We start from the raw sequence: 25,850 nt of genomic DNA, 5'->3' as shown, positions 1-25,850 counted from the left end.
ACAGCGACCAGGGAGATTTCGTGACACGGCACTTACCGTCCCGCCGCGCCGTCCTGCTCGGAGCCGGCGCAGCGGCGCTGGCGGCAAGCCCCCTCGGCGCAGCCGCGCCCGCCCTCGCCGCCACCCCGAGTCCCCCGCCCTCGGCCGGCCCGCCACCCTCGCGCCGCAGCGGCGCACGCCTCGTGGCGGCGGGCGTTCGGGACAAGATGACCTGGTGGGACGCGACGAGCACGGCCGGGCCGGCGCTGCTGCACTACAACTACGTCCCCATCCTCGCGTGGCGCGGAGATCGCAACAGCCGCAACCTGACCGTCGCGAACGTGATCGCCCCGCCCCGCCAACTCGCCGGATCCTCATTGCAGAAGTGGGTCCTCGCCGACGCCTCGGAGCAGGCCCCGGCGCTGATGCCGAGCCTGGTCTCGAGCACGGTCGCCCACCTCGCCTGGACCGGCATCAACGGCGGCCGTTCGCTCAACGTCGCAAACCTCGAACTCGACGCCGGCGCCAACCGATTCACCGGCCGCGTGCTCGGCCACGTCCTGGTCGCCGGCAACCAGGTGAGCAGCCGCACCGGACCGAGCTGGGCACAATCCGACCCGCACCAGATCAACACCGTCGACCAGTACGGCAACGTCGTCTACGCGAGCGAGACCGGCGACCTGACCTTCGGCCCCCTGGGCACGCTGAACTTCATCCAGCCCTACGGCACGCGCGGACCGGTCCGCCGCTTCGGCAACCTCTGGTACTGGACCGCGGCCGACGGAGCACTCTGCTTCGCCTTCACCGGCTCACCGAACCCGACCAACGAGTCCCCACGGGTGGCCAGATCGGCCCAGTCGAGCCTGTTCGAGCCCTCACACATCGCCTACGCCGAGCACGCCGGCAACGCACTCCCCTGCATCGCCTGGACCGGAATCGACGGCGCCGGCTACCTCAACATCGCCCCCATCGACTACGGCGCGGTACAGGCCGGCAACGACCCCATCGGCACGGTGTACACCCTGCCCGAAACCAGCATCGGCGCCCCCGCCATGGGCAACGAACCACCGTACGGAAGCAACTACACAGCCAGAACGGTCATCTTCTGGACCGGCGCCGACGGCACCGGCGCCCTGAACGCCTGCGAGGTCACCCTGCCCTGAGGCCAACAACGCGGGCCGGCACGCGGCACCCGGGAGGAGGCGGCCGCACAGGAACGGATCATGAAGGGTGCGAGCGTCCTGGACAGGGCCACGTGGGAACGAATCTCGACCCGCCCGGACCCCTGCACCGACCCCGTGGCGATGGTGCCCGTGATCCAGCTGCACGCGCGCGACGCCCCCGCGCGTTCGAGGGACGCGACGCCGACGACGTGCTCCAGGTGCTGTGGTGTCCGAACGACCACGGCCACGGCCACGAGGACGTGGCCGGCGGATCCCCTACGGCGGACCGCGCCTCGAAATGCACTTGCGCCGCAGCGCCGAGCAGACGCGCTCACCGCCGGATGCGGCTGTTCCTGACGGTAGAGAGCGGCGGCGATCCGTCACTCAGTGTCGGCCGCTTCGGAGAGCTTCGCGTGTTCGTCTGCCCCGACGGGCCGGACCATCCCCTCACCTTGAACATCCAGTAGGTCATGTCCGGTTACGGAAGTGCTCGTTCCATATCCCCATCCCCCGGACCGAGTCGATCCGGGCGCCAGGCAGGCTCCTCCCGGACGTGGCCGAGCAAGTACTCGGTCCCGGACAGAAGTTCCTCCGTCACCCGCACACTGGTCAACCGCTCGGCCGGCGCGAGGAGGTCCGCCTTGTCGTCGAACACATCGAAGTCGGCTTCGCCGTCGAGGTCGCACCAGACCTCCTCCATCACCGGCAGCAGGTCGCCGGGAGTGTTGCCGGCGCGATATCGAGGCGACTCGAAGGCGGTACGCAGCTCGCCGTTCGGGAGGACTTCACGCGTCGGCGCCTCGTGTCCGGTCCCGCTCTTGACCCTCGTCGACTCACGCCTGATCATGGCCGCCCGCGTCACCGCACCGTGGTCGGCGGCCACCTCGCGTAGGTGCCGGCCTCGCGACGAAAGGCTCATCGTGTACGCCTCCTCGCGGATCGACCTCTTCGCCGACGCCGTCCTCGCCGACCCCTACCCCGCCTACACCCGACTGCGCGAACTCGGCGCCGTCGTCCGCCTGGACGCGCACGGCGTCTGGGCCCTGCCCCGCCACGCCGGCGTCGCCGCCGCGCTCCGCGACCCGGCCGGCTACACCAGTGAACGCGCCCTCGCCCTCACCGACCGGATCAACGACCTCGTCCTGACGGACACCGTCGTCGGCACCGACGGCGCCGCCCACGCCCGCCTGCGCCGGGTCCTGTCCCGGCAACTCGCGCCCCGGGCGGTGAAATCCCTCACCGCCGGCCTGCACGCACACGCCCGCGCCCTGGTCGACACGCTCCCTCGCGGCGAGGTCTTCGACGGCGTGGCCGACCTGGCCGCGCCGTTCGTCTCCGGCACCGTGATGCGCCTGATGGGCTTACCCGACCGGGACCGCGCCCACCTCCTCGACCTCGCCGACGCCACCTTCGACACCTTCGGCCCCGACAACGCCCGCACCCGGGCCGCGTACCCCCGCGCCGAGGAGATGTTCGCCTATCTCGACCGCACCGCCACCCGCGACCGCGTCGCCCCCGACAGTTGGCTCGGCGCCATCCACGCCGCCGCCGACCGGGGCGACATCGACGAGGCCCAGGCCGTACCGCTGATGCTCTCCTACACCGTCGCCGGCATGGACACCACCATCCATGCGATCACCGCCGCCCTACACTCCCTCGCCGCCGCACCCGAACAGTGGGCACCGGTGCGCGACCGCGTCGTCCCCGCCGAAGCCGTCCTCGCCGAGACCCTGCGCCTGGAAGCCCCCATCCAGTGGTTCGGCCGACGCACCACCCGCGACATCCGCATCGGCGACACGCTCGTACCCGCCGGCGATCAACTCCTGCTGCTGTACGGCTCGGCCGGCCGCGACCGGGACAAGTGGGGCCCGGACGCCGACACCTTCGACCTCGCCCGCACCGACAGCCGCGACCATCTCGCCCTCGGACTCGGCGCCCACCAGTGCGCCGGAAACCACCTCGCCACCCTCGAACTCGACGCCGTACTCACCGCTTTGACCCGCCGCTTCCACACCCTCGCCCCCGGCCCCGACGCCCCCACCCGACGCCCGCACAACATCCTGCGCGGCTGGCACAAACTCCCCCTCACCGCCGCATAAAGCCTCCGCGGGCTCGTCGCGCCGTCCGAATCCCACCCGACGTTCGCCGACACGAGCCGTCCGGAGCGCGCGGCCGGCGAGCGTTCGGAGGGGCCGCCGGCTCCGGTGTCGGGGACGTCGAGCCGGAGTGTGCGCCCGTCGAGTTGGGGCCGGCCCGACCGGGCCACCCCCTACGGCGATGGCGGACGATCGCACCGCAAGGCCCCGATGTTCGTCCGGTCGGGCCGCGAGGACGCGGGCGGCGTCGGGTCCGGGGTTCTTGGGGCCGAGGTGCGGTCGGGGGCGAGCCCGGCGTTCCGTACCGGGGGGTGGGTTCGGTGGTCGGCAACCCTCTGCGAGTCCCTGTCGGCGGTCGGCCAGGGCCTGTTCGACCAGGCCCGCGTGGCGTGCCGGTCGGAGCTCGCGCCACAAATGCCGTACCTGGCCCGGGGTCCGACCGGTGATCAGGAGGCGATGGACCTCCAGGTGCAGGTACAGGTACAGGTACAGGTACAGGTCGGCGAGCGTGCAGGCAACCGGGGCGCAGGCGCGTACGTAGCGGAGCCAAGCGGCCGTCACGAGCGCGTCCGGCAGCGGACCGAGCGCCAATGCGGTGGCGGCGAGGGGTTCGCCGAGATTCCAGCCGAGCAGCTGTCGACGCAGTCATCGCCGTGCGGGACACCGAGGATCGCTCCACCGGCGCAATCGCGATCCCGACCAACTCCTGGACGCAGCTCATCGGCAACACGCACAACCAGTCCGGCGGGCCGGTAGGAGCGCGGGGCGCGCGGTGGCGGCGCCGCGCCGGCCGCCACCGCGACGCTCGTCACGTGGCCGATGCCTTCAGGCCGGGGCGGTGGACCACACGGCGCGGGCGCCGACCGGGCGAGCCGGCAGGAATATCCCTGCGGATCGCCCGGCGGTGCGGAGGTGTCAGAGCGGGCCGACGACCTGGGTCGGAGTGACGCGGACGACGACGCGTGCGGTGTCGTCCGCCGACGCCGCGTTGAAGTCCGCGTACTTCTTGCCCGTGTACTTGCGCGACAGCCTGTCGATCAGTTCCTGGCCGCCTTCCGTGGTCACCGTGGCCGTGCCGCGTACCTCGGCAGAGACGTAAGGCGTGTGCGCGGGGTTGATCATGACCGTGATCCGGGGGTCGCGGCGCAGGTTCCTTTCCTTTCGGCGGCCGGTGGTCGTGGAGATCAGCAGGTCGTCACCGTCCCGGGCGAGCCAGGTGACCGACAACTGCGCACTGCCGTCCGGCTGGATCGTAGCCACGGTCGCGAAGACCGGGCTGTCGTCGATGACCTTCTTCAGGTCGTCGGAGAGTGCAACGGACACGGAACGGATTCCTTCCCTCGGCTGACTGCTGTCTGCGGACCGACTGCCGCCGGCGGAGACCAGCACCCGACAGCCTGCAAAACCACCTCGGCCCGCGGCAACTTCCGGCGTTCCCGCGCCGGGTCGCGCACCACGAGCCGGATACCGCCGATCTCGTGCTGTGGCAGTGCCAGTTACACACCACCCGCCCGACCGATGTCCCCCGGAGGGTTCACCCGTCCGGCCCACCTGAGCCATCCCTCACGCCGCCTCCGAGCCGAGTTCCACAACGAGTGGCACCGCCCGCGGCGCCGGCGAACTCACGCACGAAAGAAGGGACTCTCACTTCCAAAACGCGCAGGCTTCCCTGTCTGTCGGCCGATCCCGACAACCGTGCGCCCACGCCCGGTCCGCCTTCGGCGTGCTCCAGCAGGATGGTGCCGAGCTGCCACCCCGCCCGGGCGGCGGAATTCCGGATTCCGGGAACTTCGTGCGGATCTTGGTCTCCTTGACGCGGCCGTAGAGGCAGCGTTCGGCCCGCTGCCGGCCGCGGTGGGGTTGGCGGTGTACGGGTCCGAACTCGACCACGCACCCGACGACTTCGGGTTCGCCCGACTCGGGGAGGACCTCGCCGTCGGCGATGGCGTAGAGGTGTTCGCCCCGGGCCTTCCTGACCGCGAAGCCGGCGTGTGCCCCTGAGGGTGAGGGTCCGGTCACGGCTACAAGCCAGCCTCTGCGAGGAGTGCTTCCGCCTGTTCTCGGGTGAGTATCGGCCGGGCCGCCGGCGGTGAGCCACCCGTGTTCGGGTTGCGGCGGTACGACAGGACCCACTCGGCGAGGGGGCTGTCGGTCTCCAGGGTGGTCACGAGCCGCTCACGCAGAGCCGGCGTGGTGTCCGGGCGGGCCGCGATCGCGTTGCGGACGAAGGTGTCCGGGTCGTCCGCCAGCAGATCACGCAGACCGGTCGGCAGGTCCGGGTGCGCGGCGACGGCTTCCCGCACGGCGGGATCCGGGTCGGCGGCCAGTTCCGGCGAAGGAGCCGCATATCGGACGGCGGCGGCACGCGTCACCGGATCGGCGAGCAGACCCGGCAGCAGGTCCGACGCCGGGGAGTAGACCAAAACACTGTTCCTACGGACGTCGGGATCGGGATCCGTCAGCAGAGCCCGACGCACCCGGTTCGGGGCATCGCGCTGGTGCTGGATGATCGACGACCGCACACCGGGCTCCGGATCCGCGGCCAGGCGGGCCAGGAGTTCCGGCGGCAGATGATCGTTCATCGCGAGAAACGACCGCACGGAGGGATCCGGATCATCCGCCAACCGGGCCACCAGCCCCAGCGGATCGTCGGTGACGCTCGCGGCAACCGCGCACCGGACCGACGGCTCCGGGTGCTCCGCCAGGCGGGCCCTGACGTCGGCGGGCACGGAGGAATTGGCCGCGAGAGAGCGTGCGGAACCGAGCTCGATGATCTCCTCGATCAATTGCTCGGTCAGGTCTTGGCGCAGCAGCGCCATCGAGCGGCGGGCCGCCGGGTGCCGGAGCAGGCGCCACACCAGGTCGGCGGGGAGGTCCTTTTGGGCTGCCAGCGCGCTCAGTTCGGCATCCAGGTTCATGGACCGCAGGCTAAGCGGCGGCACGGAAATCCGTACCGTGCCGGAGAGGGTGTACCTGGAGAGGGTGTACTGGGATGCAGGCACCGTCCGGCTGTTGCCGAAGCTGCTGCGGGGCTGCTCCCGCCGGCCGGTCTTCGTCACCCACCGGCGTGCGGGCGCCGGCAAGGTGCTCTCCGCGCGGGACGGGTACGCCGACACGGACGCCGCCCTGGCCCATCCGTCCTACGGGCAGGCCCGCGCGCTGCCGAACCGGCACACCGCCCTGCGCAGGCCCGGCACCGGCCGGGACCTGCACGAGTGGCGCCGCTCCCGACTGACGCAACCGGGCGAACAGGGCGCGTCCGAGCCGATGCCGATGGCCAAGTCCCGGCACGGTCCCGGCACAGGAAGCAGGAAGCAGGAAACGGGAAGCAGGAAGGCGGGGAATGTTCGCCGCTGCTTCAAGCCGGCCCTCCCCCGAGGCGATCGCCGGGCAGGCCGGCCTGCTCGCGCCCGGTGGCGGCCGGCGCCGAGGCTCCCTTCCGGCGCGGACCGTTGCGGGCCACGCGCCCGTCAGGCTCGGCGTGGCCGCCGTTCCACGACGTCGGCGAGCACCGTGGTCACCAGCTTGTTGACGGTTGCCGTGGTCGGTGGGTCGGGGTCGCGGTCTGCGAATAGGAGATGTCCGCCTCCGACCAGGGAGAGGGTGAGCGAGTCGATGTCGGCGTCGGCCGCGATGCGGCCCGTTGCGCGTTCGTCGGCCAGGTAGGCGGAGACCGCGGTCACGACCTGGGCGAGGATCGCGATGCCGCCTCCGGGCGTGGCTTGCCGCAGTCGCGCGCGCAACTCGTCCCGGAAGGTGATGAGCGGAATGATCGCGACGGGAACCGGTCCGAACAGGGTGGTCAGCGCGCCGGTGAGGTTGTCGGCAACCGTGCCGGTGCCGACGGTCTCGCGCAGCGCATGCGCTTGCGTTTCGAGCTGTGCGGCCCGGTCGAGCACGAGTTCGGCGAGGAAGGCGTCGAAGTCGGTGAAGTGCCGGTGCAGGACGCCTTTGGCGCAGCCCGCCTCGTCGGTGACGGCCCGGCTGGTCAGCCCGTTCGGGCCGTCCCGCAACAACACGCGTTCGGCGGCGTCGAACAGCTGCTGCCGCGCGTCGCGAAGGTGTACCCCGGTCGGCACTTACCGATCCTCTCGTACGCCAGGCTCCTGGCATGGCATCCGTTGGCAAATGGGCACCTGCCCACTAAAGTGAACGCATGCCCACTCTACCGCGAGAACAACCGGAGCCGGCGCAACCACATCAGGCTCGACGGATGGCGGAATCCTTCGGCACGGATGCGCGACGCTACGACCGGGCCCGACCGGGCTACCCCGAAAACCTGGTGGCGCGTGTCGTCGCCGGGAGCCCAGGGCCCGACGTGCTCGACGTCGGCTGCGGCACGGGCATCGCGGCCCGGCAATTCCGGGCCGCCGGTTGCGCCGTGCTCGGCGTCGAACCGGATGCGCGGATGGCCGACTTCGCGCGGGTCCGCGGCCTGCGAGTCGAGGTGGCGACCTTCGAGGCATGGGAGCCGGCCGGTCGAATGTTCGACACGTTGATCGCCGCCCAGTCGTGGCACTGGGTGGACCCGGTCGCCGGCGCCGTGCAGGCGGCCCGGGTGCTGCGTCCGAACGGGCGCCTGGCGATCTTCGGGCACGTATTCGAGCCGCCTGCCGAGGTGGCCGAGCCGTTCGCGGCTGCCTACCGCCGGGCGATGCCCGAATCCCCGCTCGGCACTCAGCCGGCGCGACGTCCGCTGGAGATGTACCAAGCGGCGTACGCGAAGATCGCCGACAGGATCCGCGAGACCGGGCAGTTCGACGACCCGGAACAGTGGCGATTCGACTGGGAGCAGTCCTACACCCGCGACCAATGGCTGGACCTGCTCCCCACCACCGGCGGCCTCACCCGACTTCGTTCCGACCAACTGGCCGAGATACTGGGCGCGGTCGGCCACGCCATCGACGCTCTGGGTGGCCGCTTCACGATGCACTACACCACTCTGGCGACCACCGCCGTACGCGCCGGCACCCCTTGACCCCGGCCGCACGCTCACGCGGGCCCGGGCGCGCTACTCGTCCACAAACACGGCGGGCCCGGGCACGCTACTCGTCCACAACATGTCCGGATCACGCAGCGGACGCACGTCCCGGGCACCTCGGGGACCGGGGCAACTCCGGGACCGCAAAACTGCTCGACGCGCCGAACAGCACGGCCGCGAAGGTTCTGCACCAGCTCGGGTACGACAAGGAGACGGCGCAGGTCGATATCGCCGCGAAGGTCCAGCCCGGCACGCAGGAGTTGAGCAGCCACATCCCGTTCGCGCCGAGCGCGAAGAAGACGCTGGACCTCGCCCCGCCCTGAGCGAGGCGCAGCGACTGCCCTACAACCACATCCGTACGGAACACATCCTGCTCGCCCTGGTCAGGGAAGGTCAGGGCGTCGGTGCGAAGGTGCTTGCCGAGCGGATCAAGCCGATCGGCAGGATCCGTGCCGCAGTGCTGGCCTCATTGGAGGGTTCGCAGGACGTCGAGGCCGCCCGATGGCCGGCCGGCCAAGGTCGTACGCCCGGTCCTCGCGCCCCGGTTCCGCCGGGGAACCGGCTGATCGGCGGGTCGCCCGGTTGGAAGCGGTCGGTGGGACGGACGCTGAAGCGGCCGGTAGGACAGACGCCAAACGAACCGGCCGCCGAGCCGGCCGAGGCCGGCCTGGCGGCCGGGTTCCCGGCCGACCGAGCAACCAGGCAACCGGCCGCCCAGCTGGCGCGATCACGTGGACCTCGGGCCGGAGGGGGACGGCGCGACGTGCCCGGCGTACGTATGAGTCGTCGGCTCCGGCGTCGCCAACTCGGTCCTGGTGAAGGTCAATCAGATCGGCACCCTGACGGAGGCCCTGGCCACCGTCGACGCCGCCCACCGGGCGGGCTACACCGTCGTCATGTCGCACCGCTCGGGAGAGACGGAGGACACGACAATCGCGGACCTGGCGGTGGCCACCGGCTGCGGCCAGATCGAGCCCGGATCACTGTCCCGCTCCGACCGCACCGCCCGCACCGCCAAGTACAACCAACTCTTCCGCATCGAGGAGCAGTTGGGCGACAGCGCCCGGTACGCGGGTACGGAGGCACTGCGCCGCTGCTGAGATTCTCGGCTGAGGCTGAGGCTGACGATGGCGTGGCGAGTTTCAGTCCCGTCTCGGCGATGAAACCGTCGAGGAGGGCGGATGGGTATTGCATCCGTTTCAGTCGGGTGCGGGCCGGGGCTGCGAGCACGACGGTGGTACACCCGGCCAGATTGCCCCGGCTTCTCTTCGGGTGGGACCACACACCCTCGGCCGGGTTGAGATCGCCGGCGACGAAAGCCTACGTCGGATCGTCAAAGGCCCAATGCCGCCTGATGCGGCGCCAGTATCCTGCGCCGGTGGTCGTAATCGACCGATTCCATTCCTGCCGCAGTGCCGCAGTGCCGCTGGGCCGCAGTGCCGCTGGGCCGACTGCGGACGTGCATGTGGGCCTGGGCATCCGCAGTTGTCGCGGATGCCCAGGCCCGTGGTGGAACGGGTGCCGAGCGGGCTAGCTGAGGGTTCCGGTGAGGTTGATGCCGGTGTGGTCGCCGGTGACGCCGGACAGGTTGATGGCGCCGGCGCCGTCCCAGGTGCCGTTGATGTGCCGGGTGGTGTGCAGGATGCGGTTGTCGGTGGCGACCAGGCCGACCTGGAGTTCGCCCGCGACGTTGGCGGCGGAGATGTTGGTGGCGGTGACCGGGCCCAACACGCTGCCCAGGTCCGCCCAGTCCTGCCAAGTGCCGTTGGCGTAACGGACGCCGTGGTACTGGGTGGCGCCGTTGTTGGCGGTGGCAACGATCTGCAGGTCACCACCCGTTCCGGCGACGGCGATGTCCGAGATCGCCCCGACGTCGCGCAGGGCCACCGAGGTGTCGTTCCAACCGGCCCACACGCCCGCCGTGTTGCGAGTCGCGTGGTACACCTTGCCGCCGGACACCGCGAGCACCTGCAACTGCCCGTTCACATTCGCCGTGGCAATCCTGGTCACCGTGCCGATCGGCGCCGTCATCTGCGCCGACACGTCCGCGAACCCGGACCACGTCCCGTCCCCGTACCGCACCGAGTTGAATACCCGCCCATCCGCGACGCCGGTCACGAACAGATCCGAACCGACGGAGGCGACGGAAACCTGGGAGAACGCGCCCGGACGACCGGCGACCGGACCGATGTCCGCGAACGGCGCCCACGTCCCGTTCGCCAATCGCCGGCCGTGATAGAGCGCACCGTTGTTGCCGACCGCGACGATCTGCGTGTCTCCGTTGATCCCTGCCTCGGCCGACGACCTGATCCCGCCCGGCACGCTTCCTGCCACAGACTGCACGTCACCGAACCCCGACCACCCGCCGTCGACGAAGCGGGTTGCGTGGTAGAGGTTTCCGCCGGCCGTGACGAGTGTCTGGGTCTTCCATTCGGCCGCGGGAGCAGGAGGCGTGGATCCGGAGTCGTCGACGATGTTGACCCGCCGCACCGGGTCGAAGGATCCATAGCCCGAGAAGTACGGGTACGGGATCTCCCGGTAGATCACATTCCGCGACGCCGTGAACTCGTAGCCGTAGTAGGAGGTCTGCGCTGTGTTCGCCCATCCGGCGAAGAGAACGACGTGGCCGGATGGGCCGCTGCCGGGGTTGTTCAGCGCGTCGCCGGGGAGGAGTTGTGACTTGCTGATGGCCGAGACGGCCCCCACACGCGCGAAGTCGTCGGTGGTTGGGCCGGGTGTGGACAGGCCCCACGCCATGGACACGTATCCGGAGCAGTCCTTGCGGTATCCCTGATAATTGCCCGTTCCGTACACCAGCCCTTTGTTCAGCCACGTTTGCGCGCGGTTCAGGACTTCGCTTCGGGTGATCTGCTGCGCGCTCGCGGCGGTCTGTGCCGCCGAGGCGGGTGCGGATGCCCTCGGGTCGGCCGCCGAGGCGGTGCTCTGCGAGGCACCGAGCAGGCCAAGGGACAGGGTGCTTGCGAGTATCACGCCGAGCGCGGGGCGCGCGGCAGCACGGATCGACACCATGAACTTCTCCTGGGTTTCGAACGATTGAGAGGTGGGGGGTGCCGGATCAGCTGAGGGTTCCGGTGAGGTTGATGCCGGTGTGGTCGCCGGTGACGCCGGACAGGTTGATGGCGCCGGCGCCGTCCCAGGTGCCGTTGGTGCGCCGGATCGTGTGCAGGATCCGGTTGTCGGTGGCGACCACGCCGACCTGGAGTTCGCCCGCGACGTTGGCGGCGGAGACGTTGGTGACGGTGACCGGACCCAACACGCTGCCCAGGTCCGCCCAGTCCTGCCAGGTGCCGTTGGCATAACGGACGCCGTGGTACTGGGCGGCGCCGTTGTTCGCGGTGGCGACGATCTGCAGGTCACCACCCGTTCCGGCAACGGCGATGTCCGAGACCGGGCCGATGTTGCGTAGCGCGCTCGCGGTGTTGTTCCAACCGGTCCAGACCCCGTTGGTATCGCGAATCGCGTGATAGACCGCGCCGCCGGACACGGCGAGGACCTGGAGCCGACCGCCGATGTTCGCGGTCGCGACCTTCGACACCGTACCGATCGGCGCCGTCATCTGCGCCGACACATCCGCGAACCCGGACCAGGTGCCGTCGGCGTGCCGGACGGTGTTGAACACCCGCCCGTCCGCGACCACCGTGACGAACAGATCCGAACCGAACGACGCCGCGGCGACGTTGGTGATCGTGCCGGCCGGGACCTGGCCGTTGTCCACCGTCCCGAACGCGCCCCAAGAGCCGTTGCCCGTGCGGATCGTGTGCCGGAGCTTTCCGTCACCGCTCACGGCGAGGATGTGGGTGTCGCCGTTGATCCCGGCTTCGGCGGAGGCGCGGATGCCTCCGGGCACCGAGCCCGACACCGCTTGAACGTCGCCGAACCCGGTCCACCCGCCGTCGGCGTACCGGGTGGCGTGGTACAGCGTCCCGCCGGCGTCGACCAGGACCTGGGAGCGCCATACCGGGGTGGGGGCGGGTGTGTCACCCGGGTAGGGGTTCGCCCGGTCGGTGTCGAGCCCGGTGCCGGGCCAGCAGGTCCACGCCCGGTAGCCCTGGTCCGCGAGGATCTTCTCGGCGATGAGGATCTGCTGCTGTTTGGTCGCCAGGTCGGGGCGTGGTGCGTAACCGAGGCCGCCGTAGTAGCGCCAGTTGGTCATGTTGATCTGCAGGCCGCCGTAGTAGCCGTTGCCGATGTTGATGCTCCAGTTGTCGGTGCTTTCGCAGTGGGCGACGTTGTCCCAGGTGGCGACGGACGCTGCGTCGGCGGGCGCGGCGGACAGGGTGGCCAGGGCGGTAATGGTCAGCGCGGCGCCGGCGAGGAGGCGGCGAACGGCGGGTGCGGGCATGGGTGTTCCCCCCGAGTGGCAGATGTTGGGCGTTCGATGCGGTGCTGGAGTGTCGTGGCGGCTCGACGTCCGATCGGAAGCGGACGGAGCTGCGGCCCGGCGGAGCCCGAGCCGGGTCCCGGCTGCTACTGCCAACCCAATGTGTCGCTGTGGGCGGCGGACGGCGGGGCGGGGATCGGGACGACGGCGAACGGGGTGACGGCGAGGGCGGCGACCGCGGTGGCCTTCGCGATGTGGGTGCGGATCATGGCAGAGCGCTCCTTCGGGACACAGGCACAGGGGGTGTGGTGTGGATCCGGTGCCTCCCGCGGTGAGGCTGTCCCCGGTTCCTCCGGCTGCTTGTCGCTGCCGTTGGGTATGAGCATGTCTGCCGGCCATGGGCCAAACCAGGGTTTGGGGCCGGCCTGAAGCGTCCTTGGCCTAAGCAGGCCGGCCCGGCCGGATCAGGACAGCCGGCGGTTGAACGCCTGTGGCACGAGCCCGACTTCGACGCCTGCCGGGGCGAACGCGGCCGGGGGCGAAGGTGCGTTCGCAAACGCGCGCCGGGCGGCGGATTCCGCGACGGGCGGATGCGGGCGGATGCGGGCGGATGCGGGCGGATTCCTGACAGGTTCCCGGCTTGTCTTCGTCCCGACTCGGGCGAATCGGTTGCGGACGTGCCGGGTGTGCGATGTGCTGTAGCGCCGGGCGGCACCGGACATCGGGCGGCTGGGCGTCGCCTCGAGACGGGGGTGTCATGGAGCCGTTGGGTCGTGGGGATCCGCAGCGGGTGGGGCGGTTCCGGCTGATCGGGGTGTTGGGGTCCGGCGGGACGGGACGGGTGTTCCTCGGGCGGGCACCGGACGGGGCGGCCGTGGCCGTGAAGGTGATGCACCCCCATCTGCTGACCATGACCGACGGCCGGGCCGAATTCCGACGCCGGTTCGCCCGGGAAGTGGAGTCCGCGCGGGAGGTGGACTCGGCGTTCATCGTGTCGGTCGTGGACGCGGACGCGCACGCGGAAGTCCCCTGGCTGGCCACCGAGTTCGTGCCGGGGATCGCCCTGGGCGAGGCGGTGCGGCGGTTCGGGCCGCTGCCCGAGGCGTCACTGCTCGTCCTGGCCGCAGGGCTGTTCGCCGCGCTGGCCCGGATCCACGCGGTCGGCCTGGTGCACCGGGACATCAAACCGTCCAACATCGTCCTGGGCGTCGACGGCCCCAAGGTCGTCGACTTCGGGATCGCGCTGCCCGCCGGGACCACCGCCCTGACCCGGACCGGGCAGACGGTGGGGACGATGGGGTTCATGTCGCCGGAGCAGTTCGAACGCCCCGACGTCGGCCCGGAGAGCGACGTGTTCTCCGCCGGCGCGGTCCTGGTCCACGCGGCCACCGGCCGGCCCCCGTTCCCCGGGGACACCCTGCCCGTGCTGTTCGCGAGCCCGACCACCCGCACACCCGACCTCGACGGCCTCCCCGCCGCACTCGTACCACTGGTCGAGGCCGCCCTCGCCAAGCACCCCACGACCCGACCCACCGCCGAGGCCGCCCGCGCGATGTTGCCCGCACCGCCCACCGACGCCGGCGACGACGCCGGATGGCTGCCCCCCGCCGTCACCCATGCCATCCTGCGCGCCACCATCACCGTGCTGAGCGCTCCCGGACCGGTCGCCCCGTACGACAACGACGCGGCAACCGGCACACCACTCCCGCAGGCACGATCCGGGCACGCCACCTCCCCTCCCACGCAGGTCCCACAGGTCCCGCAGGAGACGGCAACCGCCCCGGACCCGGCCCCCACGGAACCGGAAACCGACGGGGTCGCTCCGAAGGAGGTTCCCCCACCGCGCGCCGGGAGCCGGACCTCCGCCGACGGCACCTTCGACATCTCCTGGACCGGTCGGGAACCGATCACCGACTACGCCCGCCCGAAGTTCGACCTCCCTACCTATTTCCAGCTCTGGACATTGATTCTCCTGGCGGTCGCGACGGCCTGTATCCACGGCCTGATCTCCCGTTGGAGCGCCATGGACGACAACGACAGGGGAGGGAAGGACTTCGACGGCGTGGGGCGGCTCTTGCTCATCGGTGCCGGCTTCACGGGGTTCATCGGGCTTGTCTGCCTCGGCGGCCTGGTGTTCACCGTGATCCGCAAGCTGTTCGCGAGCAGGCGACACCGGCTTGCGGTTCCGCACAGGGCCCCCTGGTCACTGCGCATCGGCCCACGCGGCATCACGACCACCGACGACTTCCGCCGCACCATCCCCTGGGACCAGGTCGAGATGGTCGGCATCGAGCCCATCCGGGCCCCCGGGCCGGCTGAGCTGTACGTCTATCCGGGACTGCGCGTCCAGTTCGTCGACGACGCCAATGTCGTCCCCCTGCGCACCGCCGGATGGTTCTACCCCGGTGAGGCACCCACGGCTCCTTCGGACCGGGAAGCCGGCGGCCCCGTGTGCGTCCTCGGCCCACTGATCGAAGGTCGGCACTTCGAACTCACCGAGGCCCTCGCCCGCCACGCCGGCCCCCGGTGGAATCCGAAACTTGGTCTCCAAGGTGCCAACCCGCAGTGACTCCACGAGCCATGAGGTCGTAAGCGCGGCAGACCCGGAGCCCCGACACCGGGGCCCGGGGTGGCACGTCGCCCGGCCGCGCGTACACCGGCGGTTGGCCGAACTCCGGGCGTTGGAACGGGTGGAGGCCGCTGGAGGTGCCGGACTCCTCCGTGAACGGGATGGGGTCCGCGCCCATCGGAGATATTTCCAGCCTCCGCTACTCGGTGGTACCGTATAGTGGTACTCGGTCGCACGCAGTACCGATAGGGCTGAGGAGAACCGCGATGGACGACCTGACGGAGATGTTGAAGGGCACGCTCGAAGGGTGCGTGCTCGAAATCATCGGCAGCGAGGAAACCTACGGGTACGCCATCACCCGTCGGCTGAACGAACTCGGCTTCGCCGACGTCGTCGAGGGGACGGTGTACACCATCCTGCTGCGACTGGAGAGAAACGAACTCGTCCAGGCGACGAAACGACCATCCGGGGTCGGTCCCCCGCGCAAGTTCTACGCGCTCAACGACGCCGGACGCGAGGAACTCGCGAAGTTCTGGACGAAATGGCAGTACGTCTCGTCACGCATCGACAGGCTCAAGATCGACAGGCTCAAGGAGGGCGGGAGATGAACTTCTGGGAGACCATCACCGGCAGCGATCTCACCAGGGAATGGCGGGCGTTCGAGGCCCGGGCCGAGGCCCTGCCGGACGACTATCGGGCGGCGTGGGAACAGATCAAGGGCCACCTCTTTCCCCATGGGGACATCACCGGCCGCAACCTGATGCCGATCCTCGACGCCGCCCTGGGACTGCTCGAGGAAACGGCGGCGGATGGGCAGAGCGTCCACGAGGTGCTCGGCGACGACATCCCGGGCTTTTGCACGGCGCTGGCCGGCGGGGAAGGGGCTCGAACCCATCGCGACCGGTGGCGCGAGCAGTTGAACAGGAACGTCGCACGGAAATTGAGCCGGCTGGGAGGCTGACGTGAGCATCCAGGACATCATCGAGGGCAAGAAGCAGTGGCGGGCGCACACGGCTCGGGTCAAGGCGCTCCCGCCGGACTACCGGATCGTCTACCAGGAGATGCAGAGGTACCTGTTCAAGGTCGGACCGATCGACCTGCCCGATGGGCCCCTGCTCCCCGGGATCGTCGACTTCTTCGAGGAGGGCGTCGCCGCGGGCAAGGGGGTCCTGGAACTGATCGGCGACGACGTCGCCGCGTTCTGCGACGACTTGGTCAAGGACTCTCCCACCTATGCGGACCTGTACCAGGAATCCATCAGCGGGGAACCCGGCACCACGGCCGAGAAGTGACACCGGCTGCCCCATACCGGCGGGCGTAGCCCGCCGACGCGGTTCGTCTCGGTGCCGTGCCGTGCCCTGCCGGCGGCGGTGCCCGAATACTCGAAACGACGGCGGCGACGGCGGCGACGGCGGCGACGGCAACAAGGAGGGCGTTCCTCGAGTCGGTCCATCGGCTCGGCGCTGGACTCTCCCACCGTGGGAGGGTCCAGCATGATGGCGTGCAAGACGAACTTCTCACCATCGGGCGCTTCGCACGCCTGTGCCGCCTCAGCGTGAAGCAGCTACGACACTACGACGACATGGGGCTGCTGGCTCCCCTCCGTGTGGACGCCGGCTCCGGCTACCGCTATTACGCACCCGAACAGGTGCGTGACGCCCTGACCATCGCCCTGCTGCGCGAGATGGATCTTCCCCTGGCCGTGATCGCCCAGGCACTGGCTGCCGGGCCCGAGCGCCGGGCGGGGATCCTGCGTGCCGAGCGGGACCGGCTGGCCGAACGGATCAGCAGGGACCAGGCCCGGCTGGAGATGCTGGAACGGCTGGCCGAAGGCGGTCTGCCCGGCTATGAGGTGACGCTGGGCAGCGAGCCGGAGCGACGGCTGGCGGTGGTGCGAGCGGTCTGCACCCCCGCGGAGATCGGCACCAAGGTCGAGGAATGCGTGGGCCGACTGCTGCCAGTGCTGGGCAAGACGGGAATCCCATGGGGGCCGCCGCTGTGGGGGCTGTACCCGCTGGACCTCGAAGAGCGGATGCAGATCGCCGTCGGAGCGCAGACCCCGCAGGGGGAAGACATGCCCGGCCTGGAACTGGAATTCGAGGTGCTGCCCGGTGGACTCGTCGCCGAGACCGTGCACATCGGGCCCTACGGGCAACTTCCGCTGGCCTACAACGCGCTCTTCGCCGCCATCCACGAGCGCGGACTGCACCCGCGAGCACCGGTACGCGAGGCGTATCTCGTCGGACCGGCCGAGGCACCGCAAGACGAGCTGATGACCCGACTGATCATCCCGGTCCAGGAGAGCATGGCATGACCACGGTAATAGACGTAGTAGATGTAATGGACATCGATGCCCGCGGCGCGCAGCACTGCGAGACGACGGCCCTGGGGGTGCTGCTGCGGCACCAAGGACTCGATCTGTCCGAGCCCATGCTGTTCGGCCTCGGCTCGGGTCTGTCCTTCATCTACTGGGACGCCAAGAACCTGGGCTTCCCCTTCCTCGGGGGACGGGTCAAGCCTTTCGACCTGACCAGGAACCTGGCCGGCAGACTCGGGCTGGAACTCCTGGTCCAGGAGACCACCTCCCCGCGCAAGGCATGGGACAGCGTGGCGGCCTCCATCGATGCCGGCCACCCCGTCGGACTCCAGCTCGACAGCTACCACTTGGACTACTTCGGCTCGAAGACCCACTTCGGCGGTCACGTCGTCGCCATGTACGGCTACGACGACCACAGGGCCTACCTGGTGGACACCGACCAGCAGGGCGGAGCGGTCTCCACCAGCCTGACCAGCCTCGCCCGGGCCAGGGCCGAGCGCGGCCCGATGACCGCGAAGCACCGATCGTTCACCCTCACCGCTCCAAGGGAACTGCCCTCCCCACACGGACAGATCGTCCCCGCCATCGCCGCCTGCGCCGACGCCTTCCTCAACCCGCCCATCGCCAACCTCGGTCACCGCGGCATCGAGAAGGCCGGCAAGCTGGTCCGCACGTGGCTCCAGCGCACCGACAACCCACAGCAGGACCTGCCACAGGCCGCCCTGTTGATGGAGAAGGCCGGCACCGGCGGCGCCCTGTTCCGCAACCTCTACCGCGACTTCCTCGCCGAATGCACCGATCTGCTCGACAGCAGCCACCTGCGCACCGGCCACACGCTGTACGCCGAGGCAGCCACCCTGTGGACGGAAGTAGCGGCACTGATCAAGAAGGCCGGTGAATCGGGCGACGCGCAGTGCCTCGTCCGGGCCGGCTCGATCCTCGGCAATCTCTCCCGCATGGAGCGCGAGGCCATGCAGGCGCTGAGCCGCCTGGGCTCGGAAGGGCTCCCCGGCGCGACGCGGTGAGCCGCAGCGCCACGCGGTAAGCCGCAGCGCCACGTGGTGAGCGGCAGCGCCACGCGGTAAGCCGCATCGCCACGCGGTAAGCGGCAGCGCCCCGTTTGTGCCGGGGCGCTGCCGTCTCCATGGGCGAACGTTACGGCTTCGGCAGTGAGCAGCCCGGCAGGCTCAGGTCAATCTTGTTGCCCGCACCGATGCAGGGCACGATGATGTACGTCTCCTCGGCATAGTTGATGCCTTGGTGGATGGTGACGTTGCCGTTCTCGTCGACCTCGCACGGGTTGTTCTCCGTGCAGGTCTCGCCGTTCTCATTGCCGGTGTTGTTGACGGCGACGACCAGGCCGGTCGTCGTGTCGATCACCGGGGAGCCGGACGTGCCGCCGATGGTGTTGCAGGACGGGGTGTAGCGGACCGAGTCCTTCCAGGTCCAGCCGGCCTCCTTCAGGCGGTAGACGAAGCCGTCCACGTTGCAGTTGTAGGTCCGCTTCCAGTACCCGGAGACCACCTCGATCGACGAACCGGCCACCGGGTGCTGGTCGTTGAGGGTGAGCGCGCTGATCCCGTACGCACTCTGGATCTGCGCGTAGGTCTGGGTGAGTTCGTAGATCGAGATGTCCGTGTCGGTCATCGTGGCGTACGAGACCTTGTCGGCACTCAGGGTGGCGACTTCGGAGCCCGAGCCGTCGAGCAGCGAGAAGGAACGGCTCGACGGCTGGTCGGTGATGACCTCGCCGGCGGCCGGGAATCCGGTTTCCAGGCAGTGGCCGTTGGAGAGGACGAGCGCGGGGTCGTCGGGCTGCGAGTTGGGCGTCCGGATCACGGATCCCGAACAGTTGCTCAGCGCCACCGTGCCGGCGAAGTCGACAGCCGTGACGGTGGTCGTGCTGTCGGCGGGCCGTGCGCCAACGGCGGGTGCCGTGCCCGCTGCCGCGAACAGCAGAGCACAGACGACGCCGAGTGTGCCGACGAAGGACTTCTTCATGTGGGGTTCCCTTTTGGGGGTGGGGACGATGAAGGAGTGCAGTTGTGTCGTGCATGCGCATTGTTGAGGCTTCGGCACCCAGGGGACAAGTAGACAAAGGGAGTTGGGGACGGTTCTTTGCAAGGGGCACCGACCCGATCACGCGGTGTGGGGTGGCCCTCCCGGCCGGTGTGGGGTGGAGACGCTCCGACTGCCGCAGGTCCCGCAGGGAGGCACGGCCGACTCGGATGATCGGACGAATAATCCTCGGGTGGGAAGTTTCGCCGACCCGCCGAAGTCGTTGCCTGATTCGATGCCGGCACTGGCTAGGGTGCGGTCGTGAATGCATCCGGTGTGTCGACGTCGTCTCCGGGCCCCGGGAAGGTACTGGTCACCGGCGGCAGCGGTTTCCTCGGCCTCGAGATCTGCCGCCAGTTGGTCGCCCGCGGCACGCAGACCGTCTCGATCAGTCGCCGGCCGAGCGACGAACTCGCCGAGTTGGGCGTACGCCAATACCAGGGCGACCTGGCCGACACCACCGACCTCACGGCGCTCGCCCGTGCGGCCGACGGCTGCGACGCCGTGGTGCACACCGCGGCGCTCGCCGGGGTCAGCGGCCCGTCGCGTCCGTACCGGCGGGTCAACGTCACCGGCACGCTCAACGTGATCGCCGCCTGCCGCGTGCAGGGCGTTCCCACGCTCGTCCACACCTCGACCGCGAGCGTCGTCTTCCGCCCCGGCGGACTGGAGAACGTCGACGAACGCCTCCCGTACCCGCGGCGTCACCTGGCCGCGTATCCGATGACCAAGGCGAAGGCCGAGCAGATCGTCCTGGCCGCCAATGGGCCGTCCCTGACCACCGTCTCGCTGCGGCCCCACCTGATCTGGGGGCCCGGGGACCCGCACTTCACCCCGGCACTCGTCCGCACCGTCCGCCGGGGACGGCTGTTCCTGCCGGGCGACGGATCCGTCCTGGTCGACGGCACGCACGTACGCACCGCCGCGCACGCGCACCTGCTGGCGCTCGACCGCCTCCACGCGGGCCATCCCCTCGGCGGCCGGGCCTACTTCGTCGCACAGGGCGAACCGTTGCCGGTGCGCAGCCTGGCACTGTTGCTGCTGGCCGCCGCCGGGGTGCCGGCCCGTCACCGGGCAGTGCCGCGCCCGCTCGTCCACGCCGTGGCCGCGGGGTGGGAGGCGGGGGCCCGGCTGTCGCGGCGCGCCGGCACGCATGGCCCGAGCCGCTTCCTGGCGGCCGAACTCACCCACCCACACTGGTTCGACCTCACCGCCGCCCGCACCGACCTCGGCTTCGTGCCGCCGGTCGGGATGGCCGACGGCCTGGCCGAGCTGGCCGGTCGCGGTGGTCTGCCCGCAGCCGCGCAACGCCTGTTGCCGACTCGGAGCGAGTGACCGGCGGTTCTCGGATAGCGCCCGGGCACACCTGTGCGACTCCCCGGCCGGCCGCCGGGCTTCGGACAAGTCCACCGCGCGGCACAGGATTTCCATCCGAAAGGGGCAACATCCGCACGGAATCGGCGCGTTGGCACCCTGCCCCGGGGGCCGCGCCGCTAGCTTTCGGCGCATGTCACACGTCCGAGCCCAGTTCGCGGGCGTATCGGCCTATCTGCCCGAGCAGTACGTCACCATGAGCCGGCGCGAGGAACAGATCGCGGCCGCCGGGGACTTCGCGCCGCCCCCGGGTCTGCTCACCCGACTGACCGGCGTCCGGGGTGTCCACCTGATCGGCGACGACCAGCAGGCCTCGGACCTCGCGACGGCCGCCGCCCGCAAGCTGTTGGCCGAGCACGGCAGCGGGCCCGACGACATCGACCTGATGATCTTCGCAGCCGCCTGCCAGGACCTGACCGAGCCCGCCACCTCACACATCGTCGCCGCCAAACTCGGCCTCACCTGCCCGGTCTTCGACGTCAAGAACGCCTGCAACAGCGTCCTCAACGCGATCCAGACCGCGCAGGCCCTCATCGAAACCCGCCAGTACCGCACCGTCCTGATCACCTGCGGCGAAGCCCCCTCGCTCTACACCCGCCTCGACCTCCCCGACGCGCACAGCTTCGCCCGGGCACTGCCCTCCTACGGCTTCTCCGATGCCGGTTGCGCCCTGCTCCTGGTCGCCCGGGAGACCCGAGACGACCCGCTCGGTCCCGGCGTGCTGGGCGGCCGATTCGCCGCCGACTCCACGTGTTGGCCGGCCGCCACCGTCCGCACCGGCGGAACCATCGCCGCTCGCGGCACCTCGGACCCCGGAGCCGCCTACTTCCGGATGGAGAGCACCCGGATGCGCGACAGCATCCGGCTGCTGACCACCCGGGTTTTGCCGCTCCTGGACGAACTCGCGCTGGGAGTCGACGACCTGGCCTTCATCGGCGTGCACCAGGTCTCCCTGGCCGACGTCGAGACCATGTGCGGCCCCGAGATCGGTGTACCCCGCGACAAGCTCGTGGTCACCGTGACCGAACACGGCAACGTCGCGTCCGCCTCCCTGCCGCTCCAACTCTCCATCGCCCTGGAGAGCGGACTCGCGCAACCCGGCGACCTCGTCGCCCTGGTCGGCCTCGCCGCGGGCAGCAGCGCCGGACTCGTCGTCCTCAGGCTCTAGTACCGCGCCCGGCACCAGTGCCGCGCCCGACCCGCCACCCGTCCCCCAGACCCGACGTCACCACCACCACCTCACCGAAGGAATACCAATGAGCTCCCTGTACGGCCCCATCACGGACAAGCTCACCAAGCACTTCAACCTCGAGGGGGAGACCATCACACCGGACACCACCTTCGAAGACCTGGGTCTGGACTCCCTGGGCACCATCGAACTCCTGTGCGTCCTCGAGGAGGAACTCGGCCTGCGCGTCCCTACGGACAGCACCCTCCAGGGTGCCGACACCACCATCGCCGAGGCCGTGGCCGCCGTCGAGGCCGCCCAGACGGGCGTACCGGCCCCGCGCTCCACCACGACCGACCCCGTCGCCACCGCATGAGTACCCGACGCATCGCCATCACCGGCATCGGGCTGCTCACCCCCGGTGGCATCGACACCGCCTCCACCTGGCACACCGTCTGCTCCGCCACCCCCACGGCCGCCATCGACCCGTCCCTGGGCGACGTCCCCGTCCCGATCACCTGCCGCGTCCCGGACTTCGATGCCAAGGCCCTGCTCGGTCGCGACGTCTGGCGCATGGACCGCTTCTCCCACCTCGCGCTCGCCGCCGCCCACCAGGCCGTCGCCGACGCCGGCCTCGACCCCACCTCCTGGGACGGCGCCCGCGTCGCGGTGGTGGTGGGCGTCGGCACCGAGAGCCGGGACAGCATCTTCGCCGCCTCCCGCAAAGTCCTCGAACACGACCACGCGACGGTCTCCCCGCTGACGATCCCCCGCTCGACCAGCAACGCGGCCGCTGCGGAGATCAGCATCGCCCTGCACATCCACGGCCCGAGCCTGGCCGTCAGCACTGCCTGCGCCTCCGGCGCGACCGCGCTCGGCGTCGCCAGGGACCTGCTCATCGCCGACCGCTGCGACATCGCCGTGGCCGGCGGCGTCGAGGCCCCCTGCCATCCGCTGAGTTCACTCGGCTTCTCCCGGATGGGCGCCCTGTCCAGCCGCCTCCACGACCCGCGCGGCGCGAGTCGGCCATTCGACGTCGACCGCGACGGCTTCGTCCTCGCCGAAGGCGCCGGCCTCCTCGTCCTCGAACGGGCCCGGGACGCGGCCGCGCGCCGGGCCCCCGTGCGCGCCTACTTCAGCGGCTACGGCGCCTCCAGCGACGGCCACCACTACGCCGCGCCACACCCCACCGGCCTCGGCATCGAACGGGCGTTCACCGCCGCACTCGCCGACGCCGACCTGAGCGTCACCGACATCCACCATGTCAACGCGCACGGCACCGGCACCCCCATGAACGACCGCGTCGAAGGCGCCACCCTGCGACGCCTCTTCCACGGCCACCCGCCCGCCGTCACCTCCGCCAAGGGCACCACCGGACACACCCTCGGTGCCGCCGGCGCCATCGAGGCGGCACTCGGCGTCCTCACCCTCCAACACCAGGCCATCCCGCCCACCGCCAACCTCGACCGGCTCGACCCCGACATCGACCTCGACGTCGTCAGCAAAACCCCACGGCCGTGCCGCGTCGACGCCCTCACCACCAACTCCTATGGCTTCGGCGGACACAACGCCGTCCTCGTCCTGGAACGAGCCCCGTGAACAACGCCCACACCTGGACCGCAACGGCGGGTGCGTGACCAATGTCCATCGACAACCTCGAGGATTTCGCGGCCCTCGACCCGTTCTTCCGGATCATCCGGGAGGGCCTCGCGGGTCTGGTCGACGGCGATCACTTCTTCGACCTCCTGGCCGAGGAGGTCGTGGTCGAGTACGTGGTCTCCGTCCCCGGATACCCGCGCCGAGTCCGGGGCCGCCGGGCGGTCGCCGACCTGTACCGCGGCTACGGCGACACGATCGTCCTGGCCGGCGCGGACGAACTCGCCGTCCACCGGGACCCCGACACGTCCGTGGTCGTCCTGGAGTACGCCGTGCACGGGCATGCCGTCCGCACCGGGCTCCCGTACGACAACCACTTCGTCTCGGTGATCACCATCAAGGACCGCCAAGTGACGCACTGGCGCGACTACCTCGACCCCGTCGCAGTCTTCCGAGCCCTCGGCCGGCCGGCCGATCCCCACTGACCACGCGAGCCAAGAGCGCGTGCGGCGCGGGAACCACGCACGGGTCGGGCGCGGGCCGAACGGCCGGGCGGCTACGGCGTGTTCCGGCCGAGTTCGGCCAACCGGGAGAGCACGGGCAGCGCCTCGGTGATCGCGGCACGTTGCTCGGGGGTGAGCCGGGCCAGGAGCGGGGTGAGGTGGCGCGCCCGGTCCGCACGGCGAGAGCGGCCGACCCGGCGTCCCGCCTCGGTGATGTGTACGAGCACGGCGCGCCCGTCGGTGGGATCGGGGCGCCGCTCGACCAGTTCGTCCCGCTCCAGGCGGGTGACCAACTGGGTGATGGCGGGCTGGGTGAGCTGCTCGGTCCCGGTCAGCTCGGTGAGCCGCATGGGGGTGTCGCGAGACGCGAGGGTGTCCAGCACGGACAGCGTCGTGAACGGCAGTTGCTCCAGCACCGGGAGCCGGATGTAGAAGCGGTTGAAGTCCTCCAGCGAGGTGATGAAGGCATCCACGTCGAAGTCTGCGGGGTCTGCGGGGTCTGTGGGGTCTGCGTGCGGGGTCTGGTCCACGCCCGGAATTGTATCGCGGATTTATGTAAGTTGCTTATGCTGTTGTCGTGCCGGCCGCCACGACGGCCGCCGCGATTCCGGCACGCCCGATACCCGAAGACCCGACGAGAGGCGCATCCCATGACAGTTCGCATCGGAATCAACGGCTTCGGACGCATCGGCCGCAACGTCTTCCGGGCCGCCGCCGCACGCGAGGCGGACCTCGAGATCGTCGCGGTCAACGACCTCGGCGACGTGGCCACGATGGCCCACCTGCTGGCGTATGACTCGACCCTCGGCCGGTTCCCGGGCGAGATCGCCGCCGAGCCCGGAAAGATACGCGTCGACGGCCGCGCCGTCACCGTCCTCGCCGAACGCGACCCCGCCCGACTCCCCTGGGGCGACCTCGGCGTGGACGTCGTCATCGAGTCGACCGGCGTGTTCACCGACGCCGCCAGGGCCCGGTCGCACGTCGACGGCGGCGCGAGGAAGGTCGTCATCGCCGCGCCCGCCACCGGCGAGGACGTCACCATCGTGCTCGGCGTCAACGAGGACACCTACGACCCGGAGCGCCACACCGTCGTCTCGAACGCGTCCTGCACCACCAACTGCCTCGGCGTACTGGCCAAAGTGCTCCACGAGGCGGTGGGCATCGACTCCGGCATGATGACCACCGTCCACGCGTACACCCAGGACCAGAACCTCCTGGACGCGCCGCACGGCGACCTCCGCCGCGCCCGGGCCGCAGCCCTCAACATCACGCCCACCTCCAGCGGCGCGGCCAAGGCGATCGGTCTGGTCCTTCCCGAACTCCGCGGCCGCCTGGACGCGTTCGCCCTGCGCGTACCGGTGCCCACCGGCTCGGTCACCGACCTCACGGTCGTCACGAGCCGGCGTACGAGCGTCGCGGAGATCAACGAGGCGTACGCGGCGGCCGCCGCGGGCCCATACCGCGGACTGCTGTCGTACACCGAGGCACCGATCGTCAGCTCCGACATCGCCGGAGACCCGGCCTCGTGCATCTTCGACGCCGAACTCACGCGCGTCCAGGGCCCCCAGGTCAAAGTGGTCGGCTGGTACGACAACGAATGGGGCTACGCCAACCGCCTCATCGACCTGTCGCTGCTCATCGGCGCGGCGCTCTGACCCGTCTCGGCTGCCGACCCGCGCCGGGCGGCCGGTCAAACCCCGCCCG

General features: G+C 70.4%; 25 protein-coding genes and 2 pseudogenes. 17 read left to right on the top strand and 10 right to left on the bottom strand.

All coding sequences use genetic code 11. The features are described from left to right. Nucleotides 1–20: 20 nt before the first annotated feature. The gene (locus tag ABIA38_RS13975) at nt 21–1,142 is read left to right on the top strand and encodes a hypothetical protein (RefSeq protein ID WP_424638909.1); all 1,122 of its coding nucleotides are present in this window, start codon (nt 21–23) and stop codon (nt 1,140–1,142) included. A 478-nt stretch (nt 1,143–1,620) separates the two neighbouring features. Here ABIA38_RS13975 and ABIA38_RS13970 read toward each other — a convergent pair whose 3' ends face one another. Then, entirely contained in the window at nt 1,621–2,061 is a 441-nt protein-coding gene (locus tag ABIA38_RS13970; RefSeq protein ID WP_424638908.1) for a DUF6461 domain-containing protein, read from the bottom strand. A 1-nt stretch (nt 2,062) separates the two neighbouring features. Here ABIA38_RS13970 and ABIA38_RS13965 point away from each other — a divergent pair, with 1 nt between their 5' ends. Beyond that, on the top strand, nt 2,063–3,241 hold the full coding sequence (locus tag ABIA38_RS13965) for a cytochrome P450 (protein ID WP_424638907.1): 1,179 nt from the start codon (nt 2,063–2,065) through the stop codon (nt 3,239–3,241). A 912-nt stretch (nt 3,242–4,153) separates the two neighbouring features. On the opposite strand, the gene ABIA38_RS13960 is transcribed toward ABIA38_RS13965, so the two are convergent. From ABIA38_RS13960 to ABIA38_RS13945, 4 genes are all read right to left on the bottom strand, one after another. Then, entirely contained in the window at nt 4,154–4,561 is a 408-nt protein-coding gene (locus ABIA38_RS13960; RefSeq protein WP_424638906.1) for a PPOX class F420-dependent oxidoreductase, read from the bottom strand. A gap of 321 nt (nt 4,562–4,882) precedes the next feature. After that, entirely contained in the window at nt 4,883–5,257 is a 375-nt protein-coding gene (locus tag ABIA38_RS13955) for a hypothetical protein (protein WP_424638905.1), read from the bottom strand. Nucleotides 5,258–5,259: 2 nt separating this feature from the next. After that, complete coding sequence (locus tag ABIA38_RS13950; protein WP_424638904.1) at nt 5,260–6,156, bottom strand: hypothetical protein; 897 nt, start codon at nt 6,154–6,156, stop codon at nt 5,260–5,262. A 552-nt stretch (nt 6,157–6,708) separates the two neighbouring features. Then, nucleotides 6,709–7,317: a TetR/AcrR family transcriptional regulator gene (locus ABIA38_RS13945; protein WP_424638903.1), complete on the bottom strand. Its 609-nt coding sequence runs from the start codon at nt 7,315–7,317 to the stop codon at nt 6,709–6,711. Between the two features lie 77 nt (nt 7,318–7,394). Here ABIA38_RS13945 and ABIA38_RS13940 point away from each other — a divergent pair, with 77 nt between their 5' ends. The 3 genes and pseudogenes from ABIA38_RS13940 to eno all read left to right on the top strand — a co-directional run. Next, a complete protein-coding gene (locus tag ABIA38_RS13940; RefSeq protein ID WP_424638902.1) occupies nt 7,395–8,216 on the top strand; it encodes a class I SAM-dependent methyltransferase in 822 nt (273 codons plus the stop codon). An 82-nt stretch (nt 8,217–8,298) separates the two neighbouring features. Then, nucleotides 8,299–8,631, top strand: a pseudogene (locus tag ABIA38_RS13935) (Clp protease N-terminal domain-containing protein); the annotation flags it as partial. A gap of 373 nt (nt 8,632–9,004) precedes the next feature. Continuing rightward, nucleotides 9,005–9,319: pseudogene (gene eno / locus ABIA38_RS13930) on the top strand (phosphopyruvate hydratase); the annotation flags it as partial. Between the two features lie 430 nt (nt 9,320–9,749). Here the strand turns inward: eno and ABIA38_RS13925 are convergent. The 3 genes from ABIA38_RS13925 to ABIA38_RS13915 form a co-directional block, all read right to left on the bottom strand. Beyond that, complete coding sequence (locus tag ABIA38_RS13925) at nt 9,750–11,249, bottom strand: hypothetical protein (protein WP_424638901.1); 1,500 nt, start codon at nt 11,247–11,249, stop codon at nt 9,750–9,752. A 46-nt stretch (nt 11,250–11,295) separates the two neighbouring features. After that, nucleotides 11,296–12,582, bottom strand: coding sequence for a transglycosylase family protein (locus ABIA38_RS13920; protein WP_424638900.1), 1,287 nt, complete (start codon nt 12,580–12,582; stop codon nt 11,296–11,298). Between the two features lie 125 nt (nt 12,583–12,707). Beyond that, the gene (locus ABIA38_RS13915; protein WP_424638899.1) at nt 12,708–12,830 is read right to left on the bottom strand and encodes a hypothetical protein; all 123 of its coding nucleotides are present in this window, start codon (nt 12,828–12,830) and stop codon (nt 12,708–12,710) included. A gap of 488 nt (nt 12,831–13,318) precedes the next feature. Between ABIA38_RS13915 and ABIA38_RS13910 the strand changes: the two genes are divergently transcribed. From ABIA38_RS13910 to ABIA38_RS13885, 6 genes are all read left to right on the top strand, one after another. Further along, entirely contained in the window at nt 13,319–15,130 is a 1,812-nt protein-coding gene (locus tag ABIA38_RS13910; RefSeq protein ID WP_424638898.1) for a protein kinase domain-containing protein, read from the top strand. Nucleotides 15,131–15,396: 266 nt separating this feature from the next. After that, nucleotides 15,397–15,738: a PadR family transcriptional regulator gene (locus ABIA38_RS13905; protein ID WP_424638897.1), complete on the top strand. Its 342-nt coding sequence runs from the start codon at nt 15,397–15,399 to the stop codon at nt 15,736–15,738. Continuing rightward, nucleotides 15,735–16,091: a DUF1048 domain-containing protein gene (locus ABIA38_RS13900; protein WP_424638896.1), complete on the top strand. Its 357-nt coding sequence runs from the start codon at nt 15,735–15,737 to the stop codon at nt 16,089–16,091. Before ABIA38_RS13905 ends, ABIA38_RS13900 begins: the two co-directional genes overlap by 4 nt. 1 nt (nt 16,092) lies before the next feature. Then, the gene (locus tag ABIA38_RS13895) at nt 16,093–16,422 is read left to right on the top strand and encodes a DUF1048 domain-containing protein (RefSeq protein ID WP_424638895.1); all 330 of its coding nucleotides are present in this window, start codon (nt 16,093–16,095) and stop codon (nt 16,420–16,422) included. A 209-nt stretch (nt 16,423–16,631) separates the two neighbouring features. After that, nucleotides 16,632–17,444: a MerR family transcriptional regulator gene (locus ABIA38_RS13890; protein WP_424638894.1), complete on the top strand. Its 813-nt coding sequence runs from the start codon at nt 16,632–16,634 to the stop codon at nt 17,442–17,444. Beyond that, nucleotides 17,441–18,472 carry a BtrH N-terminal domain-containing protein gene (locus ABIA38_RS13885; RefSeq protein WP_424638893.1) on the top strand — a complete coding sequence of 344 codons (1,032 nt, stop codon included), beginning with the start codon at nt 17,441–17,443 and terminating at the stop codon, nt 18,470–18,472. The genes ABIA38_RS13890 and ABIA38_RS13885 overlap by 4 nt, the downstream gene beginning before the upstream one ends. A 130-nt stretch (nt 18,473–18,602) precedes the next feature. Here ABIA38_RS13885 and ABIA38_RS13880 read toward each other — a convergent pair whose 3' ends face one another. Next, nucleotides 18,603–19,448, bottom strand: a complete 846-nt coding sequence (locus ABIA38_RS13880; RefSeq protein ID WP_424638892.1) for a S1 family peptidase — start codon at nt 19,446–19,448, stop codon at nt 18,603–18,605. A gap of 318 nt (nt 19,449–19,766) precedes the next feature. On the opposite strand from ABIA38_RS13880, the gene ABIA38_RS13875 reads away from it, so the two are divergent. The 5 genes from ABIA38_RS13875 (at nt 19,767) to ABIA38_RS13855 (ending at nt 24,128) form a co-directional block, all read left to right on the top strand. Next, a complete protein-coding gene (locus ABIA38_RS13875; protein ID WP_424638891.1) occupies nt 19,767–20,840 on the top strand; it encodes an NAD-dependent epimerase/dehydratase family protein in 1,074 nt (357 codons plus the stop codon). Between the two features lie 172 nt (nt 20,841–21,012). After that, nucleotides 21,013–22,047 (top strand): 3-oxoacyl-ACP synthase III family protein, encoded by a 1,035-nt coding sequence (locus tag ABIA38_RS13870; RefSeq protein ID WP_424638890.1) that lies wholly within the window; start codon nt 21,013–21,015, stop codon nt 22,045–22,047. 88 nt (nt 22,048–22,135) lie between these two features. Next, complete coding sequence (locus tag ABIA38_RS13865; RefSeq protein ID WP_424638889.1) at nt 22,136–22,423, top strand: phosphopantetheine-binding protein; 288 nt, start codon at nt 22,136–22,138, stop codon at nt 22,421–22,423. Continuing rightward, nucleotides 22,420–23,646 (top strand): beta-ketoacyl-[acyl-carrier-protein] synthase family protein, encoded by a 1,227-nt coding sequence (locus ABIA38_RS13860; protein ID WP_424638888.1) that lies wholly within the window; start codon nt 22,420–22,422, stop codon nt 23,644–23,646. The genes ABIA38_RS13865 and ABIA38_RS13860 overlap by 4 nt, the downstream gene beginning before the upstream one ends. Nucleotides 23,647–23,687: 41 nt before the next feature. After that, nucleotides 23,688–24,128: a nuclear transport factor 2 family protein gene (locus ABIA38_RS13855; RefSeq protein WP_424638887.1), complete on the top strand. Its 441-nt coding sequence runs from the start codon at nt 23,688–23,690 to the stop codon at nt 24,126–24,128. 71 nt (nt 24,129–24,199) lie between these two features. Here ABIA38_RS13855 and ABIA38_RS13850 read toward each other — a convergent pair whose 3' ends face one another. Then, nucleotides 24,200–24,676 carry a MarR family winged helix-turn-helix transcriptional regulator gene (locus ABIA38_RS13850; protein WP_424638886.1) on the bottom strand — a complete coding sequence of 159 codons (477 nt, stop codon included), beginning with the start codon at nt 24,674–24,676 and terminating at the stop codon, nt 24,200–24,202. A gap of 120 nt (nt 24,677–24,796) precedes the next feature. Between ABIA38_RS13850 and gap the strand changes: the two genes are divergently transcribed. Next, a complete protein-coding gene (gene gap, locus ABIA38_RS13845; RefSeq protein WP_424638885.1) occupies nt 24,797–25,801 on the top strand; it encodes a type I glyceraldehyde-3-phosphate dehydrogenase in 1,005 nt (334 codons plus the stop codon). The last annotated feature ends 49 nt before the right edge of the window (nt 25,802–25,850 follow it).

The sequence above is a fragment of the Embleya sp. AB8 genome, assembly GCF_049739465.1.
Classification (GTDB): domain Bacteria; phylum Actinomycetota; class Actinomycetes; order Streptomycetales; family Streptomycetaceae; genus Embleya.
Note: the sequence above shows the minus strand (reverse complement) of the source record. Positions and strands in the feature narration are given on the sequence as shown.

Coding starts and splice junctions, on each gene's coding strand:
- ABIA38_RS13910 (WP_424638898.1), top strand. CDS start 13,319: ATGGAGCCGTTGGGTCGTGGGGATCCGCAGCGGGTGGGGCGGTTCCGG.
- ABIA38_RS13880 (WP_424638892.1), bottom strand. CDS start 19,448: ATGAAGAAGTCCTTCGTCGGCACACTCGGCGTCGTCTGTGCTCTGCTG.
- ABIA38_RS13940 (WP_424638902.1), top strand. CDS start 7,395: ATGCCCACTCTACCGCGAGAACAACCGGAGCCGGCGCAACCACATCAG.
- ABIA38_RS13920 (WP_424638900.1), bottom strand. CDS start 12,582: ATGCCCGCACCCGCCGTTCGCCGCCTCCTCGCCGGCGCCGCGCTGACC.
- ABIA38_RS13885 (WP_424638893.1), top strand. CDS start 17,441: ATGACCACGGTAATAGACGTAGTAGATGTAATGGACATCGATGCCCGC.
- ABIA38_RS13855 (WP_424638887.1), top strand. CDS start 23,688: ATGTCCATCGACAACCTCGAGGATTTCGCGGCCCTCGACCCGTTCTTC.
- ABIA38_RS13870 (WP_424638890.1), top strand. CDS start 21,013: ATGTCACACGTCCGAGCCCAGTTCGCGGGCGTATCGGCCTATCTGCCC.
- ABIA38_RS13860 (WP_424638888.1), top strand. CDS start 22,420: ATGAGTACCCGACGCATCGCCATCACCGGCATCGGGCTGCTCACCCCC.
- ABIA38_RS13915 (WP_424638899.1), bottom strand. CDS start 12,830: ATGATCCGCACCCACATCGCGAAGGCCACCGCGGTCGCCGCCCTCGCC.
- ABIA38_RS13925 (WP_424638901.1), bottom strand. CDS start 11,249: ATGGTGTCGATCCGTGCTGCCGCGCGCCCCGCGCTCGGCGTGATACTC.
- gap (WP_424638885.1), top strand. CDS start 24,797: ATGACAGTTCGCATCGGAATCAACGGCTTCGGACGCATCGGCCGCAAC.
- ABIA38_RS13905 (WP_424638897.1), top strand. CDS start 15,397: ATGGACGACCTGACGGAGATGTTGAAGGGCACGCTCGAAGGGTGCGTG.
- ABIA38_RS13970 (WP_424638908.1), bottom strand. CDS start 2,061: ATGAGCCTTTCGTCGCGAGGCCGGCACCTACGCGAGGTGGCCGCCGAC.
- ABIA38_RS13900 (WP_424638896.1), top strand. CDS start 15,735: ATGAACTTCTGGGAGACCATCACCGGCAGCGATCTCACCAGGGAATGG.
- ABIA38_RS13950 (WP_424638904.1), bottom strand. CDS start 6,156: ATGAACCTGGATGCCGAACTGAGCGCGCTGGCAGCCCAAAAGGACCTC.
- ABIA38_RS13865 (WP_424638889.1), top strand. CDS start 22,136: ATGAGCTCCCTGTACGGCCCCATCACGGACAAGCTCACCAAGCACTTC.